Source organism: Bacillus sp. PDNC022, from assembly GCF_016919285.1.
Taxonomy (GTDB): Bacteria; Bacillota; Bacilli; order Bacillales; family Bacillaceae; genus Bacillus; species Bacillus safensis.
This window is the reverse complement of record NZ_CP070345.1, coordinates 3,566,325-3,585,990: the sequence shown is the minus strand read 5'-3', so window position 1 is coordinate 3,585,990 and position 19,666 is coordinate 3,566,325. Positions and strand designations below refer to the sequence as shown.

The window sequence follows — 19,666 nt, the reverse complement described above, 5'->3', positions numbered from 1 at the left end:
CTTTGCAGTCTAGGAAGGACGAGTACCGGAGCGGAGCGAATTGAACATTCGTGAGCACCGGAGCGCAGACCTGACAACGAATGCGAGGGTTTGTCTACACGCTGAACGTTTCTCCAGAAATGGAGAAACGTCTTCCTTATCTTATGCCGTTTCTTTGGCAAAGCCTTTTGACATCAATGGATAAAGCAAAATACCTACTAAAAATAGACCGATTCCAAGACCAAAAGTTTTCAAGTCGGCTGTTCCTGAAATAATGACCCAAGCCGAATACCCCATCGCAACAAGTGCAATAATGCCGTCTCTTGTTCGATTTCCTTTTTGAAGCTCATACGTGTCACCTTGCATAATGACCTTAAAGCTGTAGATTGAAGACACAATATACGGAATAAGATACGCAAGTGTCGCTGATGTGGTTAAAAAGGTAAAAGCTTCATTGATCGTACGTGACATCACAGAGAAGATAAACAGCTGTGACATAATATTTGTAACAGTCAAAGCGAAAGCAGGACTTCCTTTTTTGTTTGTTTTTGCAAACACTGCTGGAAAATCACCAGCCTTTGCTGCTTGATACGGTACTTCTGAACCGAGTAAAATCCAGCCAAGCATCGAGCCAAACAAACAAATAATCGCAAGCAGTGCCATGACAATTCCGCCAGCTGGCCCAATAATAAGCTGAAGCACATCCACGAATGGTTTGTCAGAGCCTTGCAATTGATCGTGCGGCAGAACACCCATTGTAATCAATGTGATAATCATGTAGATCGAAAGTGCGATTAAAAGACCTGTAATCGTCGCACGTTTCACATCGCGCTGTGAGGATGCTCTTCCTGATAAAATGACAGCTGATTCAATTCCAATAAATGCCCATAGTGTGGAAATAGCCGCATGATGAATTTGGCCTCCAAGTCCGAGCACTCCTTCTCCGCCTGTTTCAACTGGGAAATAATAATGTTCAAATAATGCCGTTTGAAATGCAAATAATCCCGCAACAATAAAAAGGACGAAACCAAGCACCTTTGAAAAGGTCGTAATAAAATTCAATTTACTTGCAGCACTTAAGCTTGTGATTAAAATGGTATGTGTTCCCCATAGAAGAAGGGTACATACGATAAACGTCATGAGCTGTCCAAGTGTGACCGCTTCTTTTCCAAAGGTAAAAACCTCAGTCTTCACTGTGAGAATAGGGAAAAAAGTTGTTAAATAACCAGCAAGGCTTGTAATAATCGCGACATTACTAATCCAGCTTGCCACCCAATATCCCCAAACCATTGTAAAACCGGCCGCTTTCCCTTTTTTCGGATCTTTAAAAAGCGCCCTTGCATAACTTTGTGGTCCAGCTGTCAGCTGCGGCTTATGAATGGACAAATGCCCAAATACAAGCGCAATCATCAGCACACCGCCGCCTGTGACAAGCCATGCCATCGTCACACCTAAAGGACTTGCGTGCTGGGCAAGCGTACTTGGCAGCATAAAGATGCCTGAACCTACCATATTTCCGACGACAAAGGCCGTCAATAACCAAAAACCCCATTTTTTTGTCTGTTCCATTTCCGTACCTCCGTTTTATTCACTTTGGACCAGACCCGGCAGTATCTACATTGATATATTTGTGAAGCAATGACTTGCATTCTTTATGTTCATCATGGATTACTTTTTAACAGCATACCCTTATTTTTGTTACTCAGAACATAAAAAAAAGCCTGAACAAAAGTCCATGCTTTTCAAAACATACACCTTGATCTCCGGATAGCCCTCCACGCTTCAAAGACGTGGCAGTCCTGCATTTATTCAATGCAGACCCAGCATAAAGAAAGTTGGAGCTCTCTCTACACTTCGGCGCTGATGCCTTTTTTCTCATGATCTACGATTCCATCTCTCCTATGAGTGACTCATCATCCGCGCAACCTCTACCTCACTGAGACATAGCGTGAGGATTTCTATTCATTTTTACTACACGAAGGTTATCAAACATTCTCACATCTGTCAAAGGGAAAAACATAGAAAAAAGGCAGAGAATTATTTCTCTGCCCTTTACCTGCTTATTGTTGGTTGTTTTTCTTCTTTTGTACAGCTTCCTGAAGCGGATCGCCTGCTAGCTCTTTACTTGCTTCCTCTAACAGCTGATCTACCTGCTGATGGTCTTTCTCACTTTTCGCCTTTTTATCCTTTTGGAAAAATGACATCGCTGTTTCCTCCCTTTTCATATAATGCGGTTGCCTGTTTAATTTGCGCTACAGCGCTCAGCATTATACAAAGGAAGAGGCTCAATCATCATGAAAGGTCTGTCTCATTTTTTGCAAGTACGTCAGAAAGGTTTTTAAATCATCCTTTGTGAAGTCTGACATCATATGCTGAATCACCTTTCCGAAAAGACGCGTATGCTTTTCATAAATGGCCAGTCCTTTTTCTGTGACTTCTAAACGGACAAGTGACGAATCGTCCTTGTCCCGTTCTCTTTGAATATAACCCTGCTCACATAATTTATTGAGTGCAATAGAGGCTGCACCAGGGTTTAAAGAGAGTCTTTGCTTCAGCTCTTCGGCATGTGATACTTTGCCTTGTATCAAAATAGAAAGAGCATATATCTGCGGTGGCGTGATGTCTTTCTCTAACTCAAGTAACTTGCGGTTTAATTTACGGCTGACTTCATAATGTACAAGAACAATTTCTTTTAAAATGTCTGCATTACCCATCCGAATCGCATCCTTATCGTTAGTATCAACATGACTTCCCCCTTATTATAGAATGTTTTTCCATTCAGCCAACCCTTTTGGCCTTTTTTCTTTAGAAATAAGCCTTGCTGAATGTATCCACCCTTGATATAGTGAGTACTTGAACTAAAGATAGAACAGGAGTACGCATCATGACAGGAAAAACACACATCATGGGCGGAATTGCCGCCTCCACAGCCGTTGCCTACTATTATGGATTCGACCCAGTGACGATGGCTGCTGCTGGATCAGTTGGTGCCCTGATCCCTGACCTTTGCCATACAAAAAGTAAAATCGGCAGAAAATTCCCGCTGCTCTCGACACTGATCAGCAGTGTGTTTGGTCATCGCACGTTTACACACAGTTTATTATTTTTGCTGATCATTTATTTTCTAGCGACAACATACATTCCAAATGACAGCCTAAGTATCGGTTTACTAGTCGGGATGGCAAGCCATCTCATCCTGGATGCAGGAACAGTGAACGGGATTAAATTTTTATTTCCAGCTTCCATTAAAGTGCGCCTTCCCTTCTATGTCAAAACAGGCAGCGCAGGAGAACAAATCGTACTAGCTGCTCTCACCGTCGTTACCTGCTATTACATCGCTGTCATCTGCGGCATATCCATCCCATTCTAATGAATCAAAAAGAGTTTTCCGAAAAAGACAGGATATGAATTGATCATTCCTCATTTTTTTAGTAGGTTTAAGATAAGTGTTTTTACCTTGCAGCTGAATACAGAATGGTGAGGAGCTACATAAATGAAAGCGTTCTTCAAAAATCACTGGTTTTTAGTGTACTCCATCCTCTTCATGTGGATGAAAACATACATCATTTATCAATTCGGATTTCACATACGAACGGCCAATCTGTTTCATGAATGGCTGCTTTTGATCAATCCACTTAGCTTTTTGCTCCCTTTGTTTGGGATTGCTCTTTTTTTAAATGAAACGAAGCAAAAGGTTTTTTTATTGACCGCAAATTTTATTTTGACGGCGATTCTCATATCGAATACGATCTTTTATGGATTTTATATTGATTTCATTACGATCCCTGTATTATTCCAAGCGAAAAACATGGGAGATATGGGCAGCAGTATGACGGAATTGTTCCACCCGCTGTTTTTGCTGATGCTCATTGATTTCGTAGTACTGGCATGGCTGTTAAAGCGCAAACCTTTAGCACCAAAAGCATCCTTCAAGACGATCAAAACATATTATGCCGTGTGCTGCAGCTTTCTATTGTTTCATGTCAGTTCAGCCATGATGGATCACCCTCGCTTTCTGACAAGCTCTTATGATCGAGAAGTGATTGTACGAAACCTTGGGCTGTTCCAGTTCCACCTGTATGACGGCGCTGCCCAAACAGCGCGAATCGGACAAAAAGCCTTTGCAGATGAAGATACACTTTCAACCGTGGCAAACTACACAAAGGCTGATTACAGTGCACCAAACGAAGAGTACTTTGGACTTGCTAAAGGTAAGAATGTGGTGTTCATTTCACTTGAATCAACACAGCAATTTGTCGTTGATCAAAAGGTGAATGGACAATACATCACGCCCTTTTTAAATCAACTCGCTAAAAAGAGTTTTTATTTTGATGAATTTTATCAACAGACTGAGCAAGGAAAGACCTCGGATTCAGAGTTTATTGTCGCAAATTCCCTCTACCCATCTAGCAGCGGCGCTGTCTTTTTTACAGCGAGTGACAACGAATATGACACGTTATACAAACAACTGAAAAAAGAGAATTATCAATCCGTCCAATTTCATGCGAATAATAAAACGTTTTGGAATCGTGATGTGATGTATGAATCGTTTGGAATTGACCGCTTTTATGATGTCGATTCATATCAGGTCAATGAACAGAATTCAACTGGCTGGGGCTTAAAGGATATCGACTTCTTTGACCAATCCATTGATTATTTAAAAAAGTTGAAGGCGCCTTATTACAGCACATTTATTACCTTGACCAATCACTTTCCATTTGAAATCGATCCAAAGGATCAATTGATTGATGAATATGATTCGTCCAGCGCCATTTTAAACCGCTATGTGACGACTGTCCGCTATCAGGATGAAGCCATTAAGACATTTTTTGACCGCATGAAAGAAGAAGGACTGTATGACAATACAATGTTTGTTCTCATGGGGGATCACTATGGTATTTCTGAGGCACATCATCAGGCAATGGCAGAGCTGCTCAAAAAAGATGAGATCACACCGTATGACGCTGTTAAATTGCAGCGGGTTCCTTTTTTGATTTACATTCCTGGTGTCACAGATCAAGCACCGCAGACAATTTCTGAAACAGCTGGACAAGTGGACGTGAAGCCGACACTCCTGCACTTACTCGGTATTGAAACGAAGGATGCCATTCAATTTGGCAATGACTTATTTTCAAACGAACGGACGCCTTTTGCTGTTTTGAGAAACGGGAACTTTATTACAGATGATTATCTCTATACAAAGAACACCTGCTATGATCAAAAAACAAAAGAACCTGTTGAACAGGATGAGGTATGTCAGCCTTATATCGAAAAAGCCAATAAAGAACTTTCCTTATCAGACAAAGTGATCAATGGGAATTTGCTGCGTTTTTATCAGCATTAAAAGTCGCCATCTGGCGGCTTTTTCTTTTCTCTTTTTACTGAAAGCCTATGAATGGTCAAATAAGTTTGCTTATAATAAAGGATACAGATGATATTGAATAATAAGAGGTGTGAACATGAAGTATGCGTTCTTCGCCTTCATCTCCATCTGCTTGCTCCTGAGCGGGTGTCAAACAGAGATGAAGTCATCGGATACAAGCAAAAAAACAGAGCTTGTCATTTCAGCAGCGGCAAGTCTTCAGGATGCACTTATAGAAATTGAATCTGCCTTTAACGATGAGCATCCGAATGTGACATTAACAAATAATTTCGGGTCATCCGGCGCATTGAAGCAGCAAATCGCTCAAGGGGCAAAAGCTGATCTCTTTTTCTCTGCAGCTGAAGCGCCCTTTGATGAGCTTGTGCAATCTGGAGACATCGATCAACATTTTATCAAGGATGCCATTCAAAATGAACTTGTACTTGTTGTGCCAAAAGATCATTCTTCCTCTATTAAAAGCTTTCAAGACGTCCAGCACATAAAAGGAAAAGTTGCTCTTGGCACACCTGAATCCGTTCCTGCTGGTACATACGGCAAAGAAATTTTCACAAAGCTGAACATCTGGGATCAAGTGAAAAAGAATGCTGTGTATGGCAAGGATGTGCGGCAGGTTTTAAGCTACGTAGAAACAGGAAATGTGGAAGCGGGTGTTGTGTATAAAACAGACGCCCTCGTTTCCAAAAAAGTAAAGATTGCAGCTGAAGCCAATCAGGACATGCATTCCCCGATCATTTACCCAGTAGGGATCGTAAAAGGGACAGAACATTTAGAAGAAGCCAAGTCCTTTTTTGAATTTCTTCAATCAGAAACAGCCAAATCCATTTTTAAAAAGTACGGCTTTCAAGTGACATAATGCCCATGCTGACTGAAGAATTCCTATCTCCCATTTGGCTGTCTGTGCAAGTTGCCGTTGTGAGCGGACTACTGGCAACTGTTTTTGGTACATTGATTGGTTATTGGATGGCGCGAACATCATTTAAAGGGAAAATGATCGTAGAAACGCTCTTGATGATGCCGCTTGTCCTCCCGCCAACGGTTGTAGGGTTTTTATTGCTCGTCATATTCGGAAGGCATAGCATAATCGGGGGCGCGATTGAGTGGATCTTCCACCAGCCTGTCATTTTTACATGGTGGGCGGCAGTTATTGCATCGACGGTTGTGGCATTCCCGCTTATGTATCAATCTGCAAAAGCTGGATTTTCTACGATTGAGTCAGACATTGAAGGGGCTGCAAAAGTAGATGGTGCTCATTCATTCCAAGTCTTTGCTTATATTACTGTACCACTTGCCCTGCCTTCCCTCTTGTCAGGCAGCATCCTCAGTTTCGCTAGAGCCCTTGGAGAGTTCGGGGCGACCTTAATGTTTGCCGGCAACATCCCAGGAAAAACCCAAACACTCCCAACTGCTATCTATGTAGCGATTGATTCTGGAAGAATGGAGCTTGCTTGGGCGTGGACGATTTGTATTGTGATCTTATCTTTTATCATGCTCTTGGCTGTGCGACGAAGCAGTACGTAAAAAATCCCCTTTCTCACATGAGAAAGAGGATTTTTTTATTTATTCAAACCCAACCGTCATCGTCTCTGGATTCGAGCCGACACGTTCGTTATTGTTTAATGCATCGATTTTTTCCATGTCTTCTTTGGAAAGCTCGAAGTCAAAGATGTCTGCATTTTGTTTAATGCGTTCTTCATTGATTGATTTAGGAATTGTCACGACACCGCTTTGCAGATCCCAGCGCAAGATGACTTGAGCAACAGATTTGTTGTAGCGTGCAGCAATGTCTTTCAATACGTCATGATCTAATAGCTTCCCTTGCATCAGCGGAGACCATGCCTCAATTTGAATGCCTTTTTCCTTTGCATATTGACGCAGTTCAACAAGTGTCAGTTTCGGATGAAACTCAACTTGGTTCACAGCTGGAACAACCTCAGCATCTTTTAACAGTTCTTCTAAATGCTGAATGTAGAAGTTGCTGACTCCAATGGCTCTGACTTTCCCATCTTTATAAAGTTTCTCAAGAGCGCGCCATGTTTCTTTAAATGTAGCTGCATTTGGTCCAGGCCAATGAATCAAATAGAGGTCTAAGTAATCAAGACCTAGTCGGTTTAAGCTTGCGTCAAACGCCGCCAGCGCTTTGTCATAGCCTTGATCTGTGTTCCATACTTTAGACGTAATAAATAAGTCTTCTCGTTTCACGCCAGATTCTTTAATCGCTTTTCCTACGCCTGTCTCATTTTTATAAACAGCTGCCGTATCAATGCTGCGATATCCGTTCCGTATGGCTGCTTTTACGGCATCTACCACTTGATTGCCGTCCTCCACTTTGAATACACCTAAACCAAACCAAGGCATTTCGACTCCGTTATTCAGTGTTACGGTATCATTCAAGCTTTTGACCATTTTAACAACCACCTTTTTTATAGATTCCATCTCTTTCATTATCTCATGTTGTGCTTCAAAACTCTATTATCAGGCGTTTCTCTTCGCTTCGATGGCTAAGAACAGCGCACCTGTCATGCCAGCCTTGTCCTCAAGTCCAGGGGAGACAATGTATGTATCAAGCGGCGGCAGGTCCACATAATCATTAACATAAGCAGCTAGCTTCTCTCGAATGAGTGGGAATAGCTGCTTTTGCTTCATGACGCCTCCGCCCATGATGATGCGCTCTGGGCTTAAAATGAGCGAGTACTGCATGAGCGCCTGCGCTAAATAATCTGCTTCAAGTGCCCAAACCGCTTCTTCCTTCGTAAGCTCTTTGGCAGGTTTTCCCCACCTTTTCTCAATCGCTGGTCCAGCTGCGAGTCCTTCTAAGCAATTTCCATGTGCCGGACAGACACCTGCAAACGAATCCGATTCATCCTGCCTCAACAGAATATGTCCCATCTCTGGATGTGAATGGCCGTGTAGAAGCTCATTTTTCACAACAGCTCCCGCGCCAATGCCTGTACCGACCGTGATATACAAACAGCTGCTTAGCCCTTTGGCTGCCCCTTTTGTTAATTCACCTAGTGCTGCGGCATTGACATCGGTTGTAAAAGATACTGGGACACCTAATTGCTTCTCAAGCTCTGGAATGAACGGGTAATGCTTCCACTCCGCTTTCGGCGTGTTCATGATATAACCGTATGAAGGATCGTCCTTTTGAACACAAATGGGTCCAAAGGAGCCGACCCCTAATGCTGCAATGTCATGTTTCTCGAAAAACGGAATAAGCTGTTGTATTGTTTTCTCCGGGTGCTCTGTTGGAATCGTCATTTCCTCTAAGATGTCTCCATGCTCATTGCCGATTGCACAACAAAATTTTGTACCCCCAGCTTCAATTGCTCCATAATACGCCATCATTGATCTCCCCTCTGCTCGTTCTCTTTCTTCATCATAAAACACGAGGGAGAAGATGACAACATCACGTATTGGTGAGCAGAACAGCCTCCATGTCATTGATATACTCCCTTAAATGATGGGCAATATCACGATTGATCTCACCATCTTCATATAAGGTTTGAATTTCATTTCGAATCGTCTGTACAGCTTGGAAGTTAAGCTCTTTTTTCTTCCGGTCAAATGAACGGTCTTTTTGCTGGAAGAAGCTTGGGCCGTGTTCACAGCGATAAATCACTTGGTTGTAAAAACCAATCACTTGGTGGCACGTTTGCTGGTTTTCATCTGTCATATGCTGTTTGATCGAGTCTACCGCAGCCTCAGCCGTTTTCTTACGGATTTGTTTGTACGCGTCCTCTTTTTCTAAAATACCGCTTGAAATGTGCTGATTCGGCCGCCATAATTGCAGCCATTGAAGCAAGCGGAGAAACTTCACCTTTGAAAAGCGAATTTTGAAGGAGTTTGAGTACAGCATTTCCAGCTCATGAAATCTCTCTTGCAGATCATAGGCTTCTTCCTTGTCAATTTTCTCTTCATCAATTAATTGTTGAAGTTTCATCTGTTCTGCTTTGATGCCGTGCAGTCTGATTTTTCGCTCTTGTCTTCTCATCCCAAATTGGTATGGTTCACGCTGGATATTTCTCAGCTTCATTCGGTAATCATTGATGAGTGCAAGAGACACTTCTCTGTTGTCCTCATTCATACCTTCTTTTAACGTTTTAATCGCGCTTCTCAGCAGCTTCCGTTTCGCATGCTGAATCTTTGTATCCAAGTCCACAGCGATTTGTTTGTCTTTTTTCTCAGATAATAGAGGCAGTAACACACTGGCTAAAATGAGTGTACATAAAATGACGCCTGCTGCGAGGAAGATAATCAAATGCCGCTCTGGAAATGGTGATCCGTCCGCGAGGGTAAATGGAATAGAGAAGGCACCGGCTAATGTCACAGCCCCGCGGACACCAGAGAATGTCATGAGCATCGAGGCACGAAGCTTAGGTTTTTTCACATTTTGCTTTTTCGTTGCACTCCAATTTCCTGCCCAGAACAGCCATACCCATAAGAATCGCAGCACCATGAGACAGAGTGTAATAATTAAGATGTAACCAATCACCTGCATGTTGTTAAAGGCTTCATCTTGGAAAATGACTGTAGAAACATCCGGAATCTGCAATCCAAGTAAGACGAAAACAAGTCCGTTTAAAATAAATAAAATAATATTCCATGTGTTTGATGAAGCAATTTGCAGTTTGGCTAAATTCGCTTCCATTCGATCTTGCTCAATGGCATGTGTCACACCACCAGCCACAACAGCTAAAATTCCGGATACACCGATTTCTTCCGCTGCTAAATAAATCACAAATGGAGTAAGGATTTGCAGGATGATATGCATTGTGACATCGTCCATTCCTAAACGGCGGAGAAAATAGCGAAAACGAATGATGAAAAAGGATAGAATAAATCCAGTCAATAAACCACCTGCGGCAATCAGTACAAAGCTAAAGGATGCCTGAGCAATTGAAAAGGCTCCCGTCACCGTTGCGGCAATGGCAAATTTAAAGGCGACAAGTCCTGACGCATCGTTCATCAGCCCTTCGCCCTCCAGCAATCTCATGATGCCCTTTGGCATATTCACACGGCTGGATAAAGCACTTACTGCCACCACATCTGTTGGTGATAAAATCGCTGCAAGCGCAAATGCGGCCGGAAGCGGTATGCTTGGAATCATCCAATGAATGGTATATCCCGCTACAATCACGGTCGCAAACACTAAACCAAGCGCTAAAAGGAGAATTGGTGCTCTTAATTTCCATAGCTCGTCTCTTGGGGTACGCTTCCCGTCATTAAATAACAGCGGTGCAATAAATAGAACGAAGAAGAGTTCAGGGTTTAAAGAAATATGTAAACCTGAAGGAAAAGCTGCCACCAATATTCCTAAGCCCACTTGAATTAACGGAATAGGAATAAAGGGGACAAAACGATTGATAATATTAGATACTGCAATGAGTGCTAGTAGTACGAGCACTGCCAAAAAAATCTCCACTAGTACATGTCCCTCCTATGTATATTTTTCATCAAGTTTTGCTTACATGCAAAGATGTGTTCATTACATCTGTCCGCTCAGAAGTGCTTCTTTAGTATTCCGCAAAATGTGAAACCAACACATAACAATCCATCTAGGCAAAAAAAGGCTGAATCCAGATATTCAGCCAGCTGACAAAATTTTCATCATATGTATTGTTCTAATGATGAACAAAAGACCTGCTTTTATTTTACACGAAAACTCCATTATCTGCTGATATTCAGCTCTTATTAAACACAAAAAAAAGAGCGGAATCGCCCTTTTTTCGTTTTACCCTTTATTTAAAAAATAAGACCTGGCGGGAAGACGCCATTTGAATAAGTAGGAACAAACCCTGCATACGACAAGGATGACAAACAGCAGATATAAAGCAAGCTCTCCTTGCGCTAAGCCCAGTCCGACGAATAAGCCGCCAAGGGCTGCCCATACGGCGTAAATCTCTGCTTTTAGCACAAGCGGCTTTCGCCCTGCTAATAAATCACGCACAATTCCGCCGCCGCTTCCAGTCAAAATGGCTGCCACAATGACTGCACTGAGCGGGAGTTCTCTTTGCACAGCAAATAATGCGCCTTGAATCGCAAACGCTGCTAAACCGATCGCATCCGAGAAATTCCCCCATGTGCTCCAGTGCTTGAGCAAAAGCTTTGGAAAAAGAAACACAATCGTAATGGATACAAGGGCAATCGTAAACATTTTGCCCTGTGACCATAAAGCAGACACCGGAAGACCAATTAATAGATTCCGAATCGCTCCACCGCCAAATGCAGTCACAATCCCTAAAATGTACACACCAAGAATATCGTACTCTTCCTCCATTGCCACAATCGCACCACTAATGGCGAATGCAACAATGCCAATGATACTTAAGACTTCCCATGCCATTTTCCGCTTATCTCCTTACCATTATCTAATCATCTAACACTACCCCCTTAATGTATATCTGACACAGGCGAAAAGCAATACAAATTTTCTTTAAATTTTATCTTTTTGCAAAAATAAAAAATAGCCCGCTTATAAGCAGGCTACAGATTGTTGACAAAGGGCTAAAATGAACTTTATTTTAGCTCTTTGTCTTCTTTTCAGCGTGATAGAAAACCTTTGAAGTCTAGGAAGGGCGAGTACTGGAGCGGAGCGAATTTGACATTCGTGAGCACCAGCGCGCAGGACTGCGGGCGAATGCGAGGGTTTGTCTACACGCTGATAGCCCGCTTATGAGCAGGCTATCTCTTTCAATCTTCTTTTGCATTTAACAGCAGCATACTAATGATGATGAGAATAAATGCAATAAGGGCTAGTAGTGGAATGGTGATAAAACCAAACCAATTTAAATAATCAACGGAACAAGGAATACCGCTCAGGCAAGGGCGAATCGATGCAAAGCCTGGTATCTTTTGTTCCATATAATGATAGATAGAAAAACAAGCGCCAATCACAGCCAAAGGCAGAACGTAATATTTCACTTTCACATCGCCTCTGAATGTCGCAATTCCAAGTAAAAGCACGAGCGGGTACATGAAAATGCGCTGAAACCAGCACATATCGCATGGGATAAACTTCTTTACTTCACTTAAATACAGGCTGCTCATCGTCGCAACAATAGAGACGATCCAAGCACTGTATAAGTAAACAAGCTTATTCCTCATGATTTTTTCCCTTTGAGCTCTTGATCAATTAATTCTTTGATTTCATCATAGTCATAAAAGTTTTGAACTTGTTTGTTGTTAATAAAAAGAGTTGGTGTTGCATTCACTTTATATTGGTTCACAAGCTGATCGTCAGTGTTCAGCTGCGGCTGATATGTCTTCTTTGATAGATTATCTTTTAGCTTGTCCGTATTTATTTTTGTTGTCTTTTTCGCTAGTTCCGTCAACTTAGCAGGCGTGACCCATTCGGCTTCACTATCTGGCTGTGCCTGATAGACAGCTTCATGAAATGCCCAAAAGTTTTTCGGATCTTCTTTCCACACTTCTTCAGAAGCTAGTGCTGCTAACACTGCGCCATCTCCATGAACAGGAAGTGGCAAGTTAATAAACGAAAATGATACATCGCCTTTATCTATGTAGTCCGCTTTCAGTTTTGGGAAAATGTCTGTTTCAAATGATTTACATGACGGACATTTATAATCCCCAAACTCGACGATTTGCACCGCTGCGTTTTTATCCCCCATAACAGGCTGTCCTTTAATAGAAGGCTTACTGTCTACTGTTTGCGCTTCTTTGCTGTTGTTATTTCCAATGACGACGAATATTCCGATGAGAAGAGCCGCAATAATGGTTAAAATGACAGCAAATTTAATGGATGAAGATTGATTATTTTTTTTACTCACATAAGCACCTACCTTATCTTTTTCATTCCTTCAAAAGAAAAAGGATAATAGCTTAGAAAAATGCCATTATCCAACTTCTTCTATTTTAACAAGAGGGGGGTCATTATGAAAGATGGTATTCATGAATTTTTCCTTACAATTTTATTTCATCACCCTCATGGCATTTAAAACAGCGAGTACAGTCACACCGACATCTGAGAAGACGGCTTCCCACATCGTCGCTATCCCAAATGCACCGAGTAATAGGAAAACACCTTTCACCCCAAGAGCGAATGCAATATTCTGCCATACAATTCTTCTTGTTCGTTTAGCGACAGCGATGGCTTCTGCCACTTTTGACGGCTGGTCTGTCATAATGACGATATCAGCCGCTTCTACTGCTGCATCTGAACCAAGTCCACCCATCGCAATTCCTATGTCTGCTCTTGCTAAGACCGGTGTATCATTGATCCCGTCCCCAACAAATAATAATTTTTCTTGAGGTGCTTTTTTCTGATCAATTTCTTCTAATTTCGTTACTTTATCCTGCGGCAATAATTCTGCATGTACTTCATCAATGCCAATTTGCTGTGCGACCGCTGTTCCGACTTGCTTGGCATCACCAGTCAGTATGACTGTTTGAATGCCAGATGCTTTTAGAGCAGAGACGGCTTCAATTGCATCATCCTTCAATTCATCTGCAATCAAGATCGATCCGGCAAACTCACCGTTAATGGCCATGTACACAACCGTTCCGCTTCGTTTTTCTTTTTCATATGAAATGCCTTCTCGTTCCATCAGGCGATGATTACCCGCTAACACTTGGGAACCACTGATGGTCGCTTTAATTCCATGTCCCGCAATATCTTCATATGCTTCGATCTTGCTTTCATCAAGCGGCGAACCATATGCCGCTTTAATCGATTCAGCAATCGGATGTGAGGAATGGGCTTCTGCTAAAGCTGCAAAAGAAAGCAGCTCTTCTTCTGACCACTTATCGCTCGTTGTCACGATATTGGTCACCGTAAAGTTTCCTTTTGTGAGTGTGCCCGTCTTATCAAATACAGCATAGCTCACAGAGTTCAGTGCTTCTAGATAGTTACTGCCTTTTACAAGGATACCTCGTTTAGAAGCTGCCCCAATTCCCCCGAAGAATCCTAATGGGATAGAAACGACAAGCGCACAAGGACAAGAAATAACAAGGAAAACGAGTGCCCGGTAAACCCAGTCAGACAATTGAGCTGATGGAATGAGAAGCGGCGGCACAAAGGCAAGCAGCAATGCCAATACAACGACAGCCGGTGTGTAGTATTTTGCAAACTTTGTGATAAAGTTTTCTGTCTGTGCTTTTCGGCTGCTCGCATTTTCAACCAAATCTAAAATTTTCGTCACTGCCGATTCGCTTAGCCCTTTTTGTACTTCAATTTCAAGAATACCGTTTTGATTCACAAATCCTGCAAGAACTTCTTTCCCTGCTTCTACATCCCGCGGCACAGACTCACCTGTTAATGCGGAAGTATCCACGAGTGAAAAGCCTTCAATGACAAGGCCATCGAGTGGAATTTTTTCGCCAGGTTTCACGACGATACGATCGCCTACTTTTACTTCTTCCGGCTTCACTTTTTTCGTTTCATTTCCTACTTTGAGATTCGCATATTCAGGGCGAATATTCATTAATTCACTAATGGATCGTCTTGAACGATTCACTGCTGCCCCTTGGAACAGCTCTCCAATTTGGTAAAAAAGCATCACTGCCAGTGCCTCTGGATATTGCTGAATCACAAAAGCGCCAGCTGTTGCAATGGTCATTAAGAAGTTTTCATCAAATACTTGGCCGCGCACGATATTTTTCAGCGCTTTTAAAACCACATCACCGCCGACTAGTAAATACGCTGCGAAAAACATGATAAATTTCAGTAAGCCATCTTCTGGTATAAGATAAGCTGCTGTTCCAATGACTGCACCGCCAACTAATTTCAGCACAATCGCTTTTAAATTTTTTGTCCCATGATCGTGATCATGGTGATGTCCTTCTTCTTTTGGTGAAACACTCACATGAGGTTCGATGGACTGAACCGTTTTTTCAATACGTTTTGACATCGTTTCTTGCTTATCTGCATGTGTGACAGTCAATGTCCCTGTGGCAAAATTAACGGAACAAGCTTCAACGCCATCCATTTTGCTGACACCTGTTTCAATTTTACGTGCACAGTTTCCACAATCAAGACCGCTTAATACGTATTCATCCTTCATTTTTTTCATGTTCTCACCTTTTTTCTATATGATAAGTAACGTTCCCTGGATCGATGAAACCTATTAAAAAACAAAAACTTTATATATGAGCATATATTCATATATTGGATTACCTTTATTATATGAGGAGTTCTTGTCTTCTGTCAATCATTTCTGAAGAAATAATTGGTTTTTTGTGTCCTATTCTGTCACACGGATTTTCAATAATCCAAGCTCATGTCCCCTGCTCCCCGCATAACATAAAAACGATCGTTTGCAGTTTTTCTCTTTACAAAAGAAGGACAGACGCTTAGAATAAAATAAAAGTTTCCCTAAGGAAACAAATTAGCGTTAGAGAATCATTTCATCCTTTAGTCAAAATTATTTAATTTATGCATATATCTTTAGGAAGTGCAATGATGATTGAAAGGGGCCGCAAGAGATGTCAAAAGCTTTAACAATCGACCGTCTTCATGTCTCATATCACGGACAGGATGCATTAGAGAACGTCTCTCTTTCCATACAGGAAGGGACAATGACAGGAATCATCGGTCCAAATGGTGCTGGTAAATCGACGTTACTCAAGGCATGTTTGGATTTAATTGAGAAAGACCAAGGGGATATTCGTTTTTTTGAACAGCCCTTTAAACAAGTCAGAAAACAGATCGCCTATGTACCGCAGAGAAATGATTTAGATTGGACGTTTCCGATTCATGTACTGGATACCGTACTACTTGGAACATATCCGAAGCTCGGACTAATCAAACGTCCAAAAAAAGAAGACCGGGCATATGCGTACCACTGTTTAGAAAAAGTCGGGATGCAGGACTTTGCTAAAAGACAAATCGGTGAGTTATCCGGCGGACAGCAGCAGCGTGTCTTCCTTGCAAGGGCACTAGCGCAAAACGCACAGCTCTTCTGTTTGGATGAACCATTTGTCGGGATTGATATGGCAAGTGAAGAAACGATGGTTCGCATTTTGAAGGAATTACGAAATGACGGGAAAACCATTTTGGTTGTCCATCATGATTTGAGTAAGGCAGATGATTATTTCAGCCATCTTGTTCTGTTAAATAAAAAACTCATCAAAGCAGGTCCTGTACACGACATCCTTCGCCCAGAGATCATGCTGGAAGCATATGAAACACAGCTGCCATTCTTAAAATCAGCAGGAGGAGACGTGTAATGGAATTTTTAACCGGACTCTTTGAATATGCTTTTTTACAAAAAGCGCTATTTACATCCGTCATGGTAGGCATCATTTGCGGCGTTATCGGCTGCTTTATCATTTTACGCGGCATGGCCCTAATGGGAGACGCCATTTCACACGCCGTACTGCCAGGTGTCGCCATCTCTTATATGCTGGGAATTAACTTTTTCTTCGGTGCCGTTTTAACTGGGGTGTTAACAGCGATTGGGATCGGTTACGTGAGTCAAAACAGCCGCATCAAAAATGATTCTGCCATCGGCATTGTCTTCACAGCCTTTTTCTCAATCGGGATCATTTTGATTACATTTTTGAAAAGTTCAAGTGATCTCTATCATATTCTATTTGGAAACGTTCTAGCGGTTCGGTCATCGGATATGTGGATTACACTTGGTATCGGCATTTTTATTTTGCTAGCTGTCATCGTTTTCTACAAGGAACTGCTCATTAGTTCATTTGATCCGGTGATTTCTTCGGTTTACGGTTTGCCGAATCGAATGATTCATTATTTTCTCATGACCTTATTGACCCTTGTGACCGTTGCATCACTGCAAACCGTTGGGATTATTCTTGTCGTTGCCATGCTGATCACGCCGGCAGCCACCGCTTATCTCTTAACGGACCGGCTATGGATCATGATTTATTTATCTGCTTTTTTCGGTGCTGTTTCTGCCGTCGTAGGTCTTGGGCTTAGTTTTACGTATAACTTATCATCTGGTGCTTCCATCGTTCTGATCGCCACCATTTTATTCGGCAGCGCCTTTGTCTTTTCACCAAAGCAAGGAATTCTATGGAGATCATTAAATTCTAAACGAAAACGAACGCAGTTAAAAAAGGAAGCGTCTATGTAAAAGGAGGACATATATGAAGAAGGTATTTGCAATCCGTTTGACCGCAGTATTCATTGCCCTTATGGTCATCGCAGGCTGTTCGACCAAGCAAAGTAATTCCGGTAAAGATGACGGCACATTAAAAGTTGTCACGACCTACTCTATTCTTTATGACATTGTGAAGGAAGTAGGCGGGCAGCATGTCTCTATTCACAGCATTGTTCCCATTGGTACAGATCCACACGAATTTGACCCACTGCCAAAGGATGTTCAGTATACGACGGATGCAGACCTTGTTCTATATAATGGCTTGAACCTTGAAACAGGGAACGGCTGGTTTCAAAAGCTGCTTGAATCGAGCGGCAAGGATGGGGATGATGCACCTGTAGCCGAGCTGAGTAAAGGCGTCAAAGTGAAGCATTTGTCTTCAAAAGGCCTTGAAAGCCAGCAGGACCCCCACGCATGGCTGAATGTCGAGAACGGGATCCTTTATGCCCAAAATGCCCGAGATGCGCTCATTCAAGCAGACCCTGAGCATAAAGAGGATTACGAAAAAAATGCAGAAGCCTATATGAAAAAGCTTCAAGCTCTTCACGATGAAGCAAAAGACAAGTTTGATCAGCTGCCAAAAGACAAAAAGCTCCTAGTGACGAGTGAAGGAGCATTCAAGTATTTTGCAGAGGCGTATGGTCTGAAAGCCGGTTACATTTGGGAGATCAACACAGAAAGTGAAGGAACACCTGGACAAATGAAGCGCATCATTCATTTTGTTAAAGATCATCAAGTTCCTGCTCTCTTTCTTGAAACAAGTGTTGATAAACGTAGTCTTGAAAGCCTCTCTGAAGAAACTGGGGTTCCAATCAAAGGAAAAGTCTTCACGGACTCTATTGGAAAAAAAGGTGAAGATGGAGACAGCTACTATAAGATGATGAAATGGAATATAGACACCATTTACAAAGGGCTGTCATCATAAGAAAAGACAGGTGGAGTGAATCCGCCTGTCTTTTTTGTCAGCCTGTTATATTTTCTGGATGTTTTTTCGGCCAAATGACGTAGCTGATGCTAATGACAAAATCAATGGCTAGGATCATTCCCCATGTATTGACAAGCTGCATCAGCGCTTCCGTCCGTTCAGGTGCTTGGATGAGATAGGTCAAACCATATAACAGCCCCGCTCCGATGACATAAGAAATGACATGCCGCGCCCAGCCGACCATTTCATACATAGACCGCTCCTTACCGTACTTTGGTTTTCCCTTTGGCTTCGGGCCTCCTGCAAATCGATAAGCAAACCGGACATCTGCCCACTTCACCATTTGATGTCCAAAGGCCAGACTTACACCGATATAAACAGCCGCAAGCCCGTGGATGACACTCGCCATAGCACCCTGTCTTAAATCCATATAAGTGGCCGCAAGAAGAATGAGATCCAAAACCGGCGTACAGACAAGAAAGAAAGCACCCCACTTTTTCTGTTTAAACACATAACGCAGCGTTAAGCCCATTAGAATAAACAGCCAAAAACCAATTTCACATGCCACAATCAATAACCCGACCAATTTCCCCACATCCTTTTTAACACAATTGTATTAAATAAAAAATAACACAACTGTGTTAAAAAAACAACAGCTATGCTAAAATCAATGTATGCCAAAAATCGTCGATCACCATAAACAAAAACAAAAGGTCGCTCAAGCTGCAATGAGAGTGATTAAACAAGAGGGATTGGAAAACGCTTCTGTACGAAAAATAGCAGTCGAAGCTGGAATTTCAGCCGGCTCTATGCGTCATTATTTTTCCACACAGCAAGAGTTATTTCTCTTCTCTATGAGTTTAATTCAGGAAAGAGTCAAGGAGCGGATTACAGGGCTTTCATTAAACGGTTCAACGGAGGAAAATGTCCTCACTTTATTGGAGCAGCTTCTTCCACTTGATGAAGAACGAAAATTTGAAATGGAGGTGTGGCAGGCTTTTACAGTCAAGGCGCTGACTGAACCAGATCTACAGCCGCTCAATGCAAAGATGTATGACGAGCTTTTCCAAACGGTCCAATATTGTTTAATGAAATTGAAAGAGGATGGGCTGCTGCTAACTGATATCGATCTTTTATTTGAAACTGAGCGGCTTTATGCGGTCATCAATGGGCTTGCATTGAATGGAATCGTGCAGCCCGAACGTATACCGCCTCAGCTCATACGCTCCGTACTGCAGATGCACCTGCAATCCATCACAAAAAAAGACATGTCTCCTTAATTGGAGAGCATGTCTT

19 protein-coding genes and 1 riboswitch are annotated in these 19,666 nt (G+C 42.2%); of the genes, 8 read left to right on the top strand and 11 right to left on the bottom strand.

The window, feature by feature from the left end:
- Nucleotides 1-141: 141 nt before the first annotated feature.
- The 3 genes from JVX94_RS18220 to JVX94_RS18210 all read right to left on the bottom strand — a co-directional run bounded on the left by JVX94_RS18220 (nt 142) and on the right by JVX94_RS18210 (nt 2,693).
- A complete protein-coding gene (locus JVX94_RS18220) occupies nt 142-1,548 on the bottom strand; it encodes an amino acid permease (protein WP_095409554.1) in 1,407 nt (468 codons plus the stop codon).
- A 191-nt stretch (nt 1,549-1,739) separates the two neighbouring features.
- A riboswitch (Lysine riboswitch) is annotated at nt 1,740-1,918 on the bottom strand.
- A gap of 121 nt (nt 1,919-2,039) precedes the next feature.
- A complete protein-coding gene (sspJ, locus tag JVX94_RS18215) occupies nt 2,040-2,183 on the bottom strand; it encodes a small acid-soluble spore protein SspJ (protein WP_034280900.1) in 144 nt (47 codons plus the stop codon).
- Nucleotides 2,184-2,264: 81 nt separating this feature from the next.
- A complete protein-coding gene (locus JVX94_RS18210) occupies nt 2,265-2,693 on the bottom strand; it encodes a MarR family winged helix-turn-helix transcriptional regulator (protein ID WP_048237430.1) in 429 nt (142 codons plus the stop codon).
- A 170-nt stretch (nt 2,694-2,863) separates the two neighbouring features.
- Here JVX94_RS18210 and JVX94_RS18205 point away from each other — a divergent pair, with 170 nt between their 5' ends.
- The 4 genes from JVX94_RS18205 (at nt 2,864) to modB (ending at nt 6,880) form a co-directional block, all read left to right on the top strand.
- A complete protein-coding gene (locus JVX94_RS18205) occupies nt 2,864-3,349 on the top strand; it encodes a metal-dependent hydrolase (RefSeq protein ID WP_205184043.1) in 486 nt (161 codons plus the stop codon).
- Between the two features lie 123 nt (nt 3,350-3,472).
- Entirely contained in the window at nt 3,473-5,323 is a 1,851-nt protein-coding gene (locus tag JVX94_RS18200; RefSeq protein ID WP_111291353.1) for an LTA synthase family protein, read from the top strand.
- A gap of 115 nt (nt 5,324-5,438) precedes the next feature.
- Nucleotides 5,439-6,215 carry a molybdate ABC transporter substrate-binding protein gene (gene modA, locus JVX94_RS18195; RefSeq protein ID WP_144472125.1) on the top strand — a complete coding sequence of 259 codons (777 nt, stop codon included), beginning with the start codon at nt 5,439-5,441 and terminating at the stop codon, nt 6,213-6,215.
- The gene (modB, locus tag JVX94_RS18190; RefSeq protein ID WP_144472123.1) at nt 6,215-6,880 is read left to right on the top strand and encodes a molybdate ABC transporter permease subunit; all 666 of its coding nucleotides are present in this window, start codon (nt 6,215-6,217) and stop codon (nt 6,878-6,880) included. The genes modA and modB overlap by 1 nt, the downstream gene beginning before the upstream one ends.
- Before the next feature lie 39 nt (nt 6,881-6,919).
- Here the strand turns inward: modB and JVX94_RS18185 are convergent, their stop codons facing one another.
- The 7 genes from JVX94_RS18185 to JVX94_RS18155 all read right to left on the bottom strand — a co-directional run bounded on the left by JVX94_RS18185 (nt 6,920) and on the right by JVX94_RS18155 (nt 15,390).
- Nucleotides 6,920-7,765 (bottom strand): aldo/keto reductase, encoded by an 846-nt coding sequence (locus JVX94_RS18185; protein ID WP_144472115.1) that lies wholly within the window; start codon nt 7,763-7,765, stop codon nt 6,920-6,922.
- Between the two features lie 69 nt (nt 7,766-7,834).
- Nucleotides 7,835-8,704 (bottom strand): ROK family protein, encoded by an 870-nt coding sequence (locus JVX94_RS18180; RefSeq protein ID WP_205185578.1) that lies wholly within the window; start codon nt 8,702-8,704, stop codon nt 7,835-7,837.
- 64 nt (nt 8,705-8,768) lie between these two features.
- Nucleotides 8,769-10,784, bottom strand: coding sequence for a Na+/H+ antiporter (locus JVX94_RS18175; RefSeq protein ID WP_111291358.1), 2,016 nt, complete (start codon nt 10,782-10,784; stop codon nt 8,769-8,771).
- Between the two features lie 309 nt (nt 10,785-11,093).
- Nucleotides 11,094-11,705 carry a trimeric intracellular cation channel family protein gene (locus JVX94_RS18170; RefSeq protein ID WP_024423463.1) on the bottom strand — a complete coding sequence of 204 codons (612 nt, stop codon included), beginning with the start codon at nt 11,703-11,705 and terminating at the stop codon, nt 11,094-11,096.
- A 347-nt stretch (nt 11,706-12,052) separates the two neighbouring features.
- Nucleotides 12,053-12,466, bottom strand: coding sequence for a disulfide oxidoreductase (locus JVX94_RS18165; RefSeq protein ID WP_041107782.1), 414 nt, complete (start codon nt 12,464-12,466; stop codon nt 12,053-12,055).
- Nucleotides 12,463-13,149, bottom strand: a complete 687-nt coding sequence (locus tag JVX94_RS18160) for a DsbA family protein (protein ID WP_144472114.1) — start codon at nt 13,147-13,149, stop codon at nt 12,463-12,465. Before JVX94_RS18160 ends, JVX94_RS18165 begins: the two co-directional genes overlap by 4 nt.
- A gap of 141 nt (nt 13,150-13,290) precedes the next feature.
- Nucleotides 13,291-15,390, bottom strand: coding sequence for a heavy metal translocating P-type ATPase (locus JVX94_RS18155; protein WP_205184040.1), 2,100 nt, complete (start codon nt 15,388-15,390; stop codon nt 13,291-13,293).
- A 412-nt stretch (nt 15,391-15,802) separates the two neighbouring features.
- Here JVX94_RS18155 and JVX94_RS18150 point away from each other — a divergent pair, with 412 nt between their 5' ends.
- From JVX94_RS18150 to JVX94_RS18140, 3 genes are read left to right on the top strand one after another with little or no spacing between them, the layout of a single operon-like run.
- Nucleotides 15,803-16,546 carry a metal ABC transporter ATP-binding protein gene (locus JVX94_RS18150; RefSeq protein ID WP_205184037.1) on the top strand — a complete coding sequence of 248 codons (744 nt, stop codon included), beginning with the start codon at nt 15,803-15,805 and terminating at the stop codon, nt 16,544-16,546.
- Nucleotides 16,546-17,418 carry a metal ABC transporter permease gene (locus JVX94_RS18145; protein ID WP_205184034.1) on the top strand — a complete coding sequence of 291 codons (873 nt, stop codon included), beginning with the start codon at nt 16,546-16,548 and terminating at the stop codon, nt 17,416-17,418. Before JVX94_RS18150 ends, JVX94_RS18145 begins: the two co-directional genes overlap by 1 nt.
- Nucleotides 17,419-17,431: 13 nt before the next feature.
- The gene (locus tag JVX94_RS18140) at nt 17,432-18,370 is read left to right on the top strand and encodes a metal ABC transporter substrate-binding protein (RefSeq protein WP_205184031.1); all 939 of its coding nucleotides are present in this window, start codon (nt 17,432-17,434) and stop codon (nt 18,368-18,370) included.
- A gap of 37 nt (nt 18,371-18,407) precedes the next feature.
- On the opposite strand, the gene JVX94_RS18135 is transcribed toward JVX94_RS18140, so the two are convergent.
- Complete coding sequence (locus JVX94_RS18135; RefSeq protein ID WP_205184028.1) at nt 18,408-18,956, bottom strand: hypothetical protein; 549 nt, start codon at nt 18,954-18,956, stop codon at nt 18,408-18,410.
- A gap of 88 nt (nt 18,957-19,044) precedes the next feature.
- On the opposite strand from JVX94_RS18135, the gene JVX94_RS18130 reads away from it, so the two are divergent.
- Nucleotides 19,045-19,650, top strand: a complete 606-nt coding sequence (locus JVX94_RS18130; protein ID WP_095409569.1) for a TetR/AcrR family transcriptional regulator — start codon at nt 19,045-19,047, stop codon at nt 19,648-19,650.
- The last annotated feature ends 16 nt before the right edge of the window (nt 19,651-19,666 follow it).

Excerpts from the sequence above, each read along its gene's own strand:
- modB (WP_144472123.1), top strand. The coding sequence starts at position 6,215 with ATGCCCATGCTGACTGAAGAATTCCTATCTCCCATTTGGCTGTCTGTG.
- JVX94_RS18140 (WP_205184031.1), top strand. The coding sequence starts at position 17,432 with ATGAAGAAGGTATTTGCAATCCGTTTGACCGCAGTATTCATTGCCCTT.
- JVX94_RS18205 (WP_205184043.1), top strand. The coding sequence starts at position 2,864 with ATGACAGGAAAAACACACATCATGGGCGGAATTGCCGCCTCCACAGCC.
- JVX94_RS18170 (WP_024423463.1), bottom strand. The coding sequence starts at position 11,705 with ATGGCATGGGAAGTCTTAAGTATCATTGGCATTGTTGCATTCGCCATT.
- JVX94_RS18150 (WP_205184037.1), top strand. The coding sequence starts at position 15,803 with ATGTCAAAAGCTTTAACAATCGACCGTCTTCATGTCTCATATCACGGA.
- JVX94_RS18180 (WP_205185578.1), bottom strand. The coding sequence starts at position 8,704 with ATGGCGTATTATGGAGCAATTGAAGCTGGGGGTACAAAATTTTGTTGT.
- JVX94_RS18130 (WP_095409569.1), top strand. The coding sequence starts at position 19,045 with ATGCCAAAAATCGTCGATCACCATAAACAAAAACAAAAGGTCGCTCAA.
- JVX94_RS18165 (WP_041107782.1), bottom strand. The coding sequence starts at position 12,466 with ATGAGGAATAAGCTTGTTTACTTATACAGTGCTTGGATCGTCTCTATT.
- JVX94_RS18185 (WP_144472115.1), bottom strand. The coding sequence starts at position 7,765 with ATGGTCAAAAGCTTGAATGATACCGTAACACTGAATAACGGAGTCGAA.
- JVX94_RS18155 (WP_205184040.1), bottom strand. The coding sequence starts at position 15,390 with ATGAAAAAAATGAAGGATGAATACGTATTAAGCGGTCTTGATTGTGGA.
- JVX94_RS18220 (WP_095409554.1), bottom strand. The coding sequence starts at position 1,548 with ATGGAACAGACAAAAAAATGGGGTTTTTGGTTATTGACGGCCTTTGTC.
- sspJ (WP_034280900.1), bottom strand. The coding sequence starts at position 2,183 with ATGTCATTTTTCCAAAAGGATAAAAAGGCGAAAAGTGAGAAAGACCAT.
- modA (WP_144472125.1), top strand. The coding sequence starts at position 5,439 with ATGAAGTATGCGTTCTTCGCCTTCATCTCCATCTGCTTGCTCCTGAGC.
- JVX94_RS18210 (WP_048237430.1), bottom strand. The coding sequence starts at position 2,693 with ATGGGTAATGCAGACATTTTAAAAGAAATTGTTCTTGTACATTATGAA.
- JVX94_RS18200 (WP_111291353.1), top strand. The coding sequence starts at position 3,473 with ATGAAAGCGTTCTTCAAAAATCACTGGTTTTTAGTGTACTCCATCCTC.
- JVX94_RS18145 (WP_205184034.1), top strand. The coding sequence starts at position 16,546 with ATGGAATTTTTAACCGGACTCTTTGAATATGCTTTTTTACAAAAAGCG.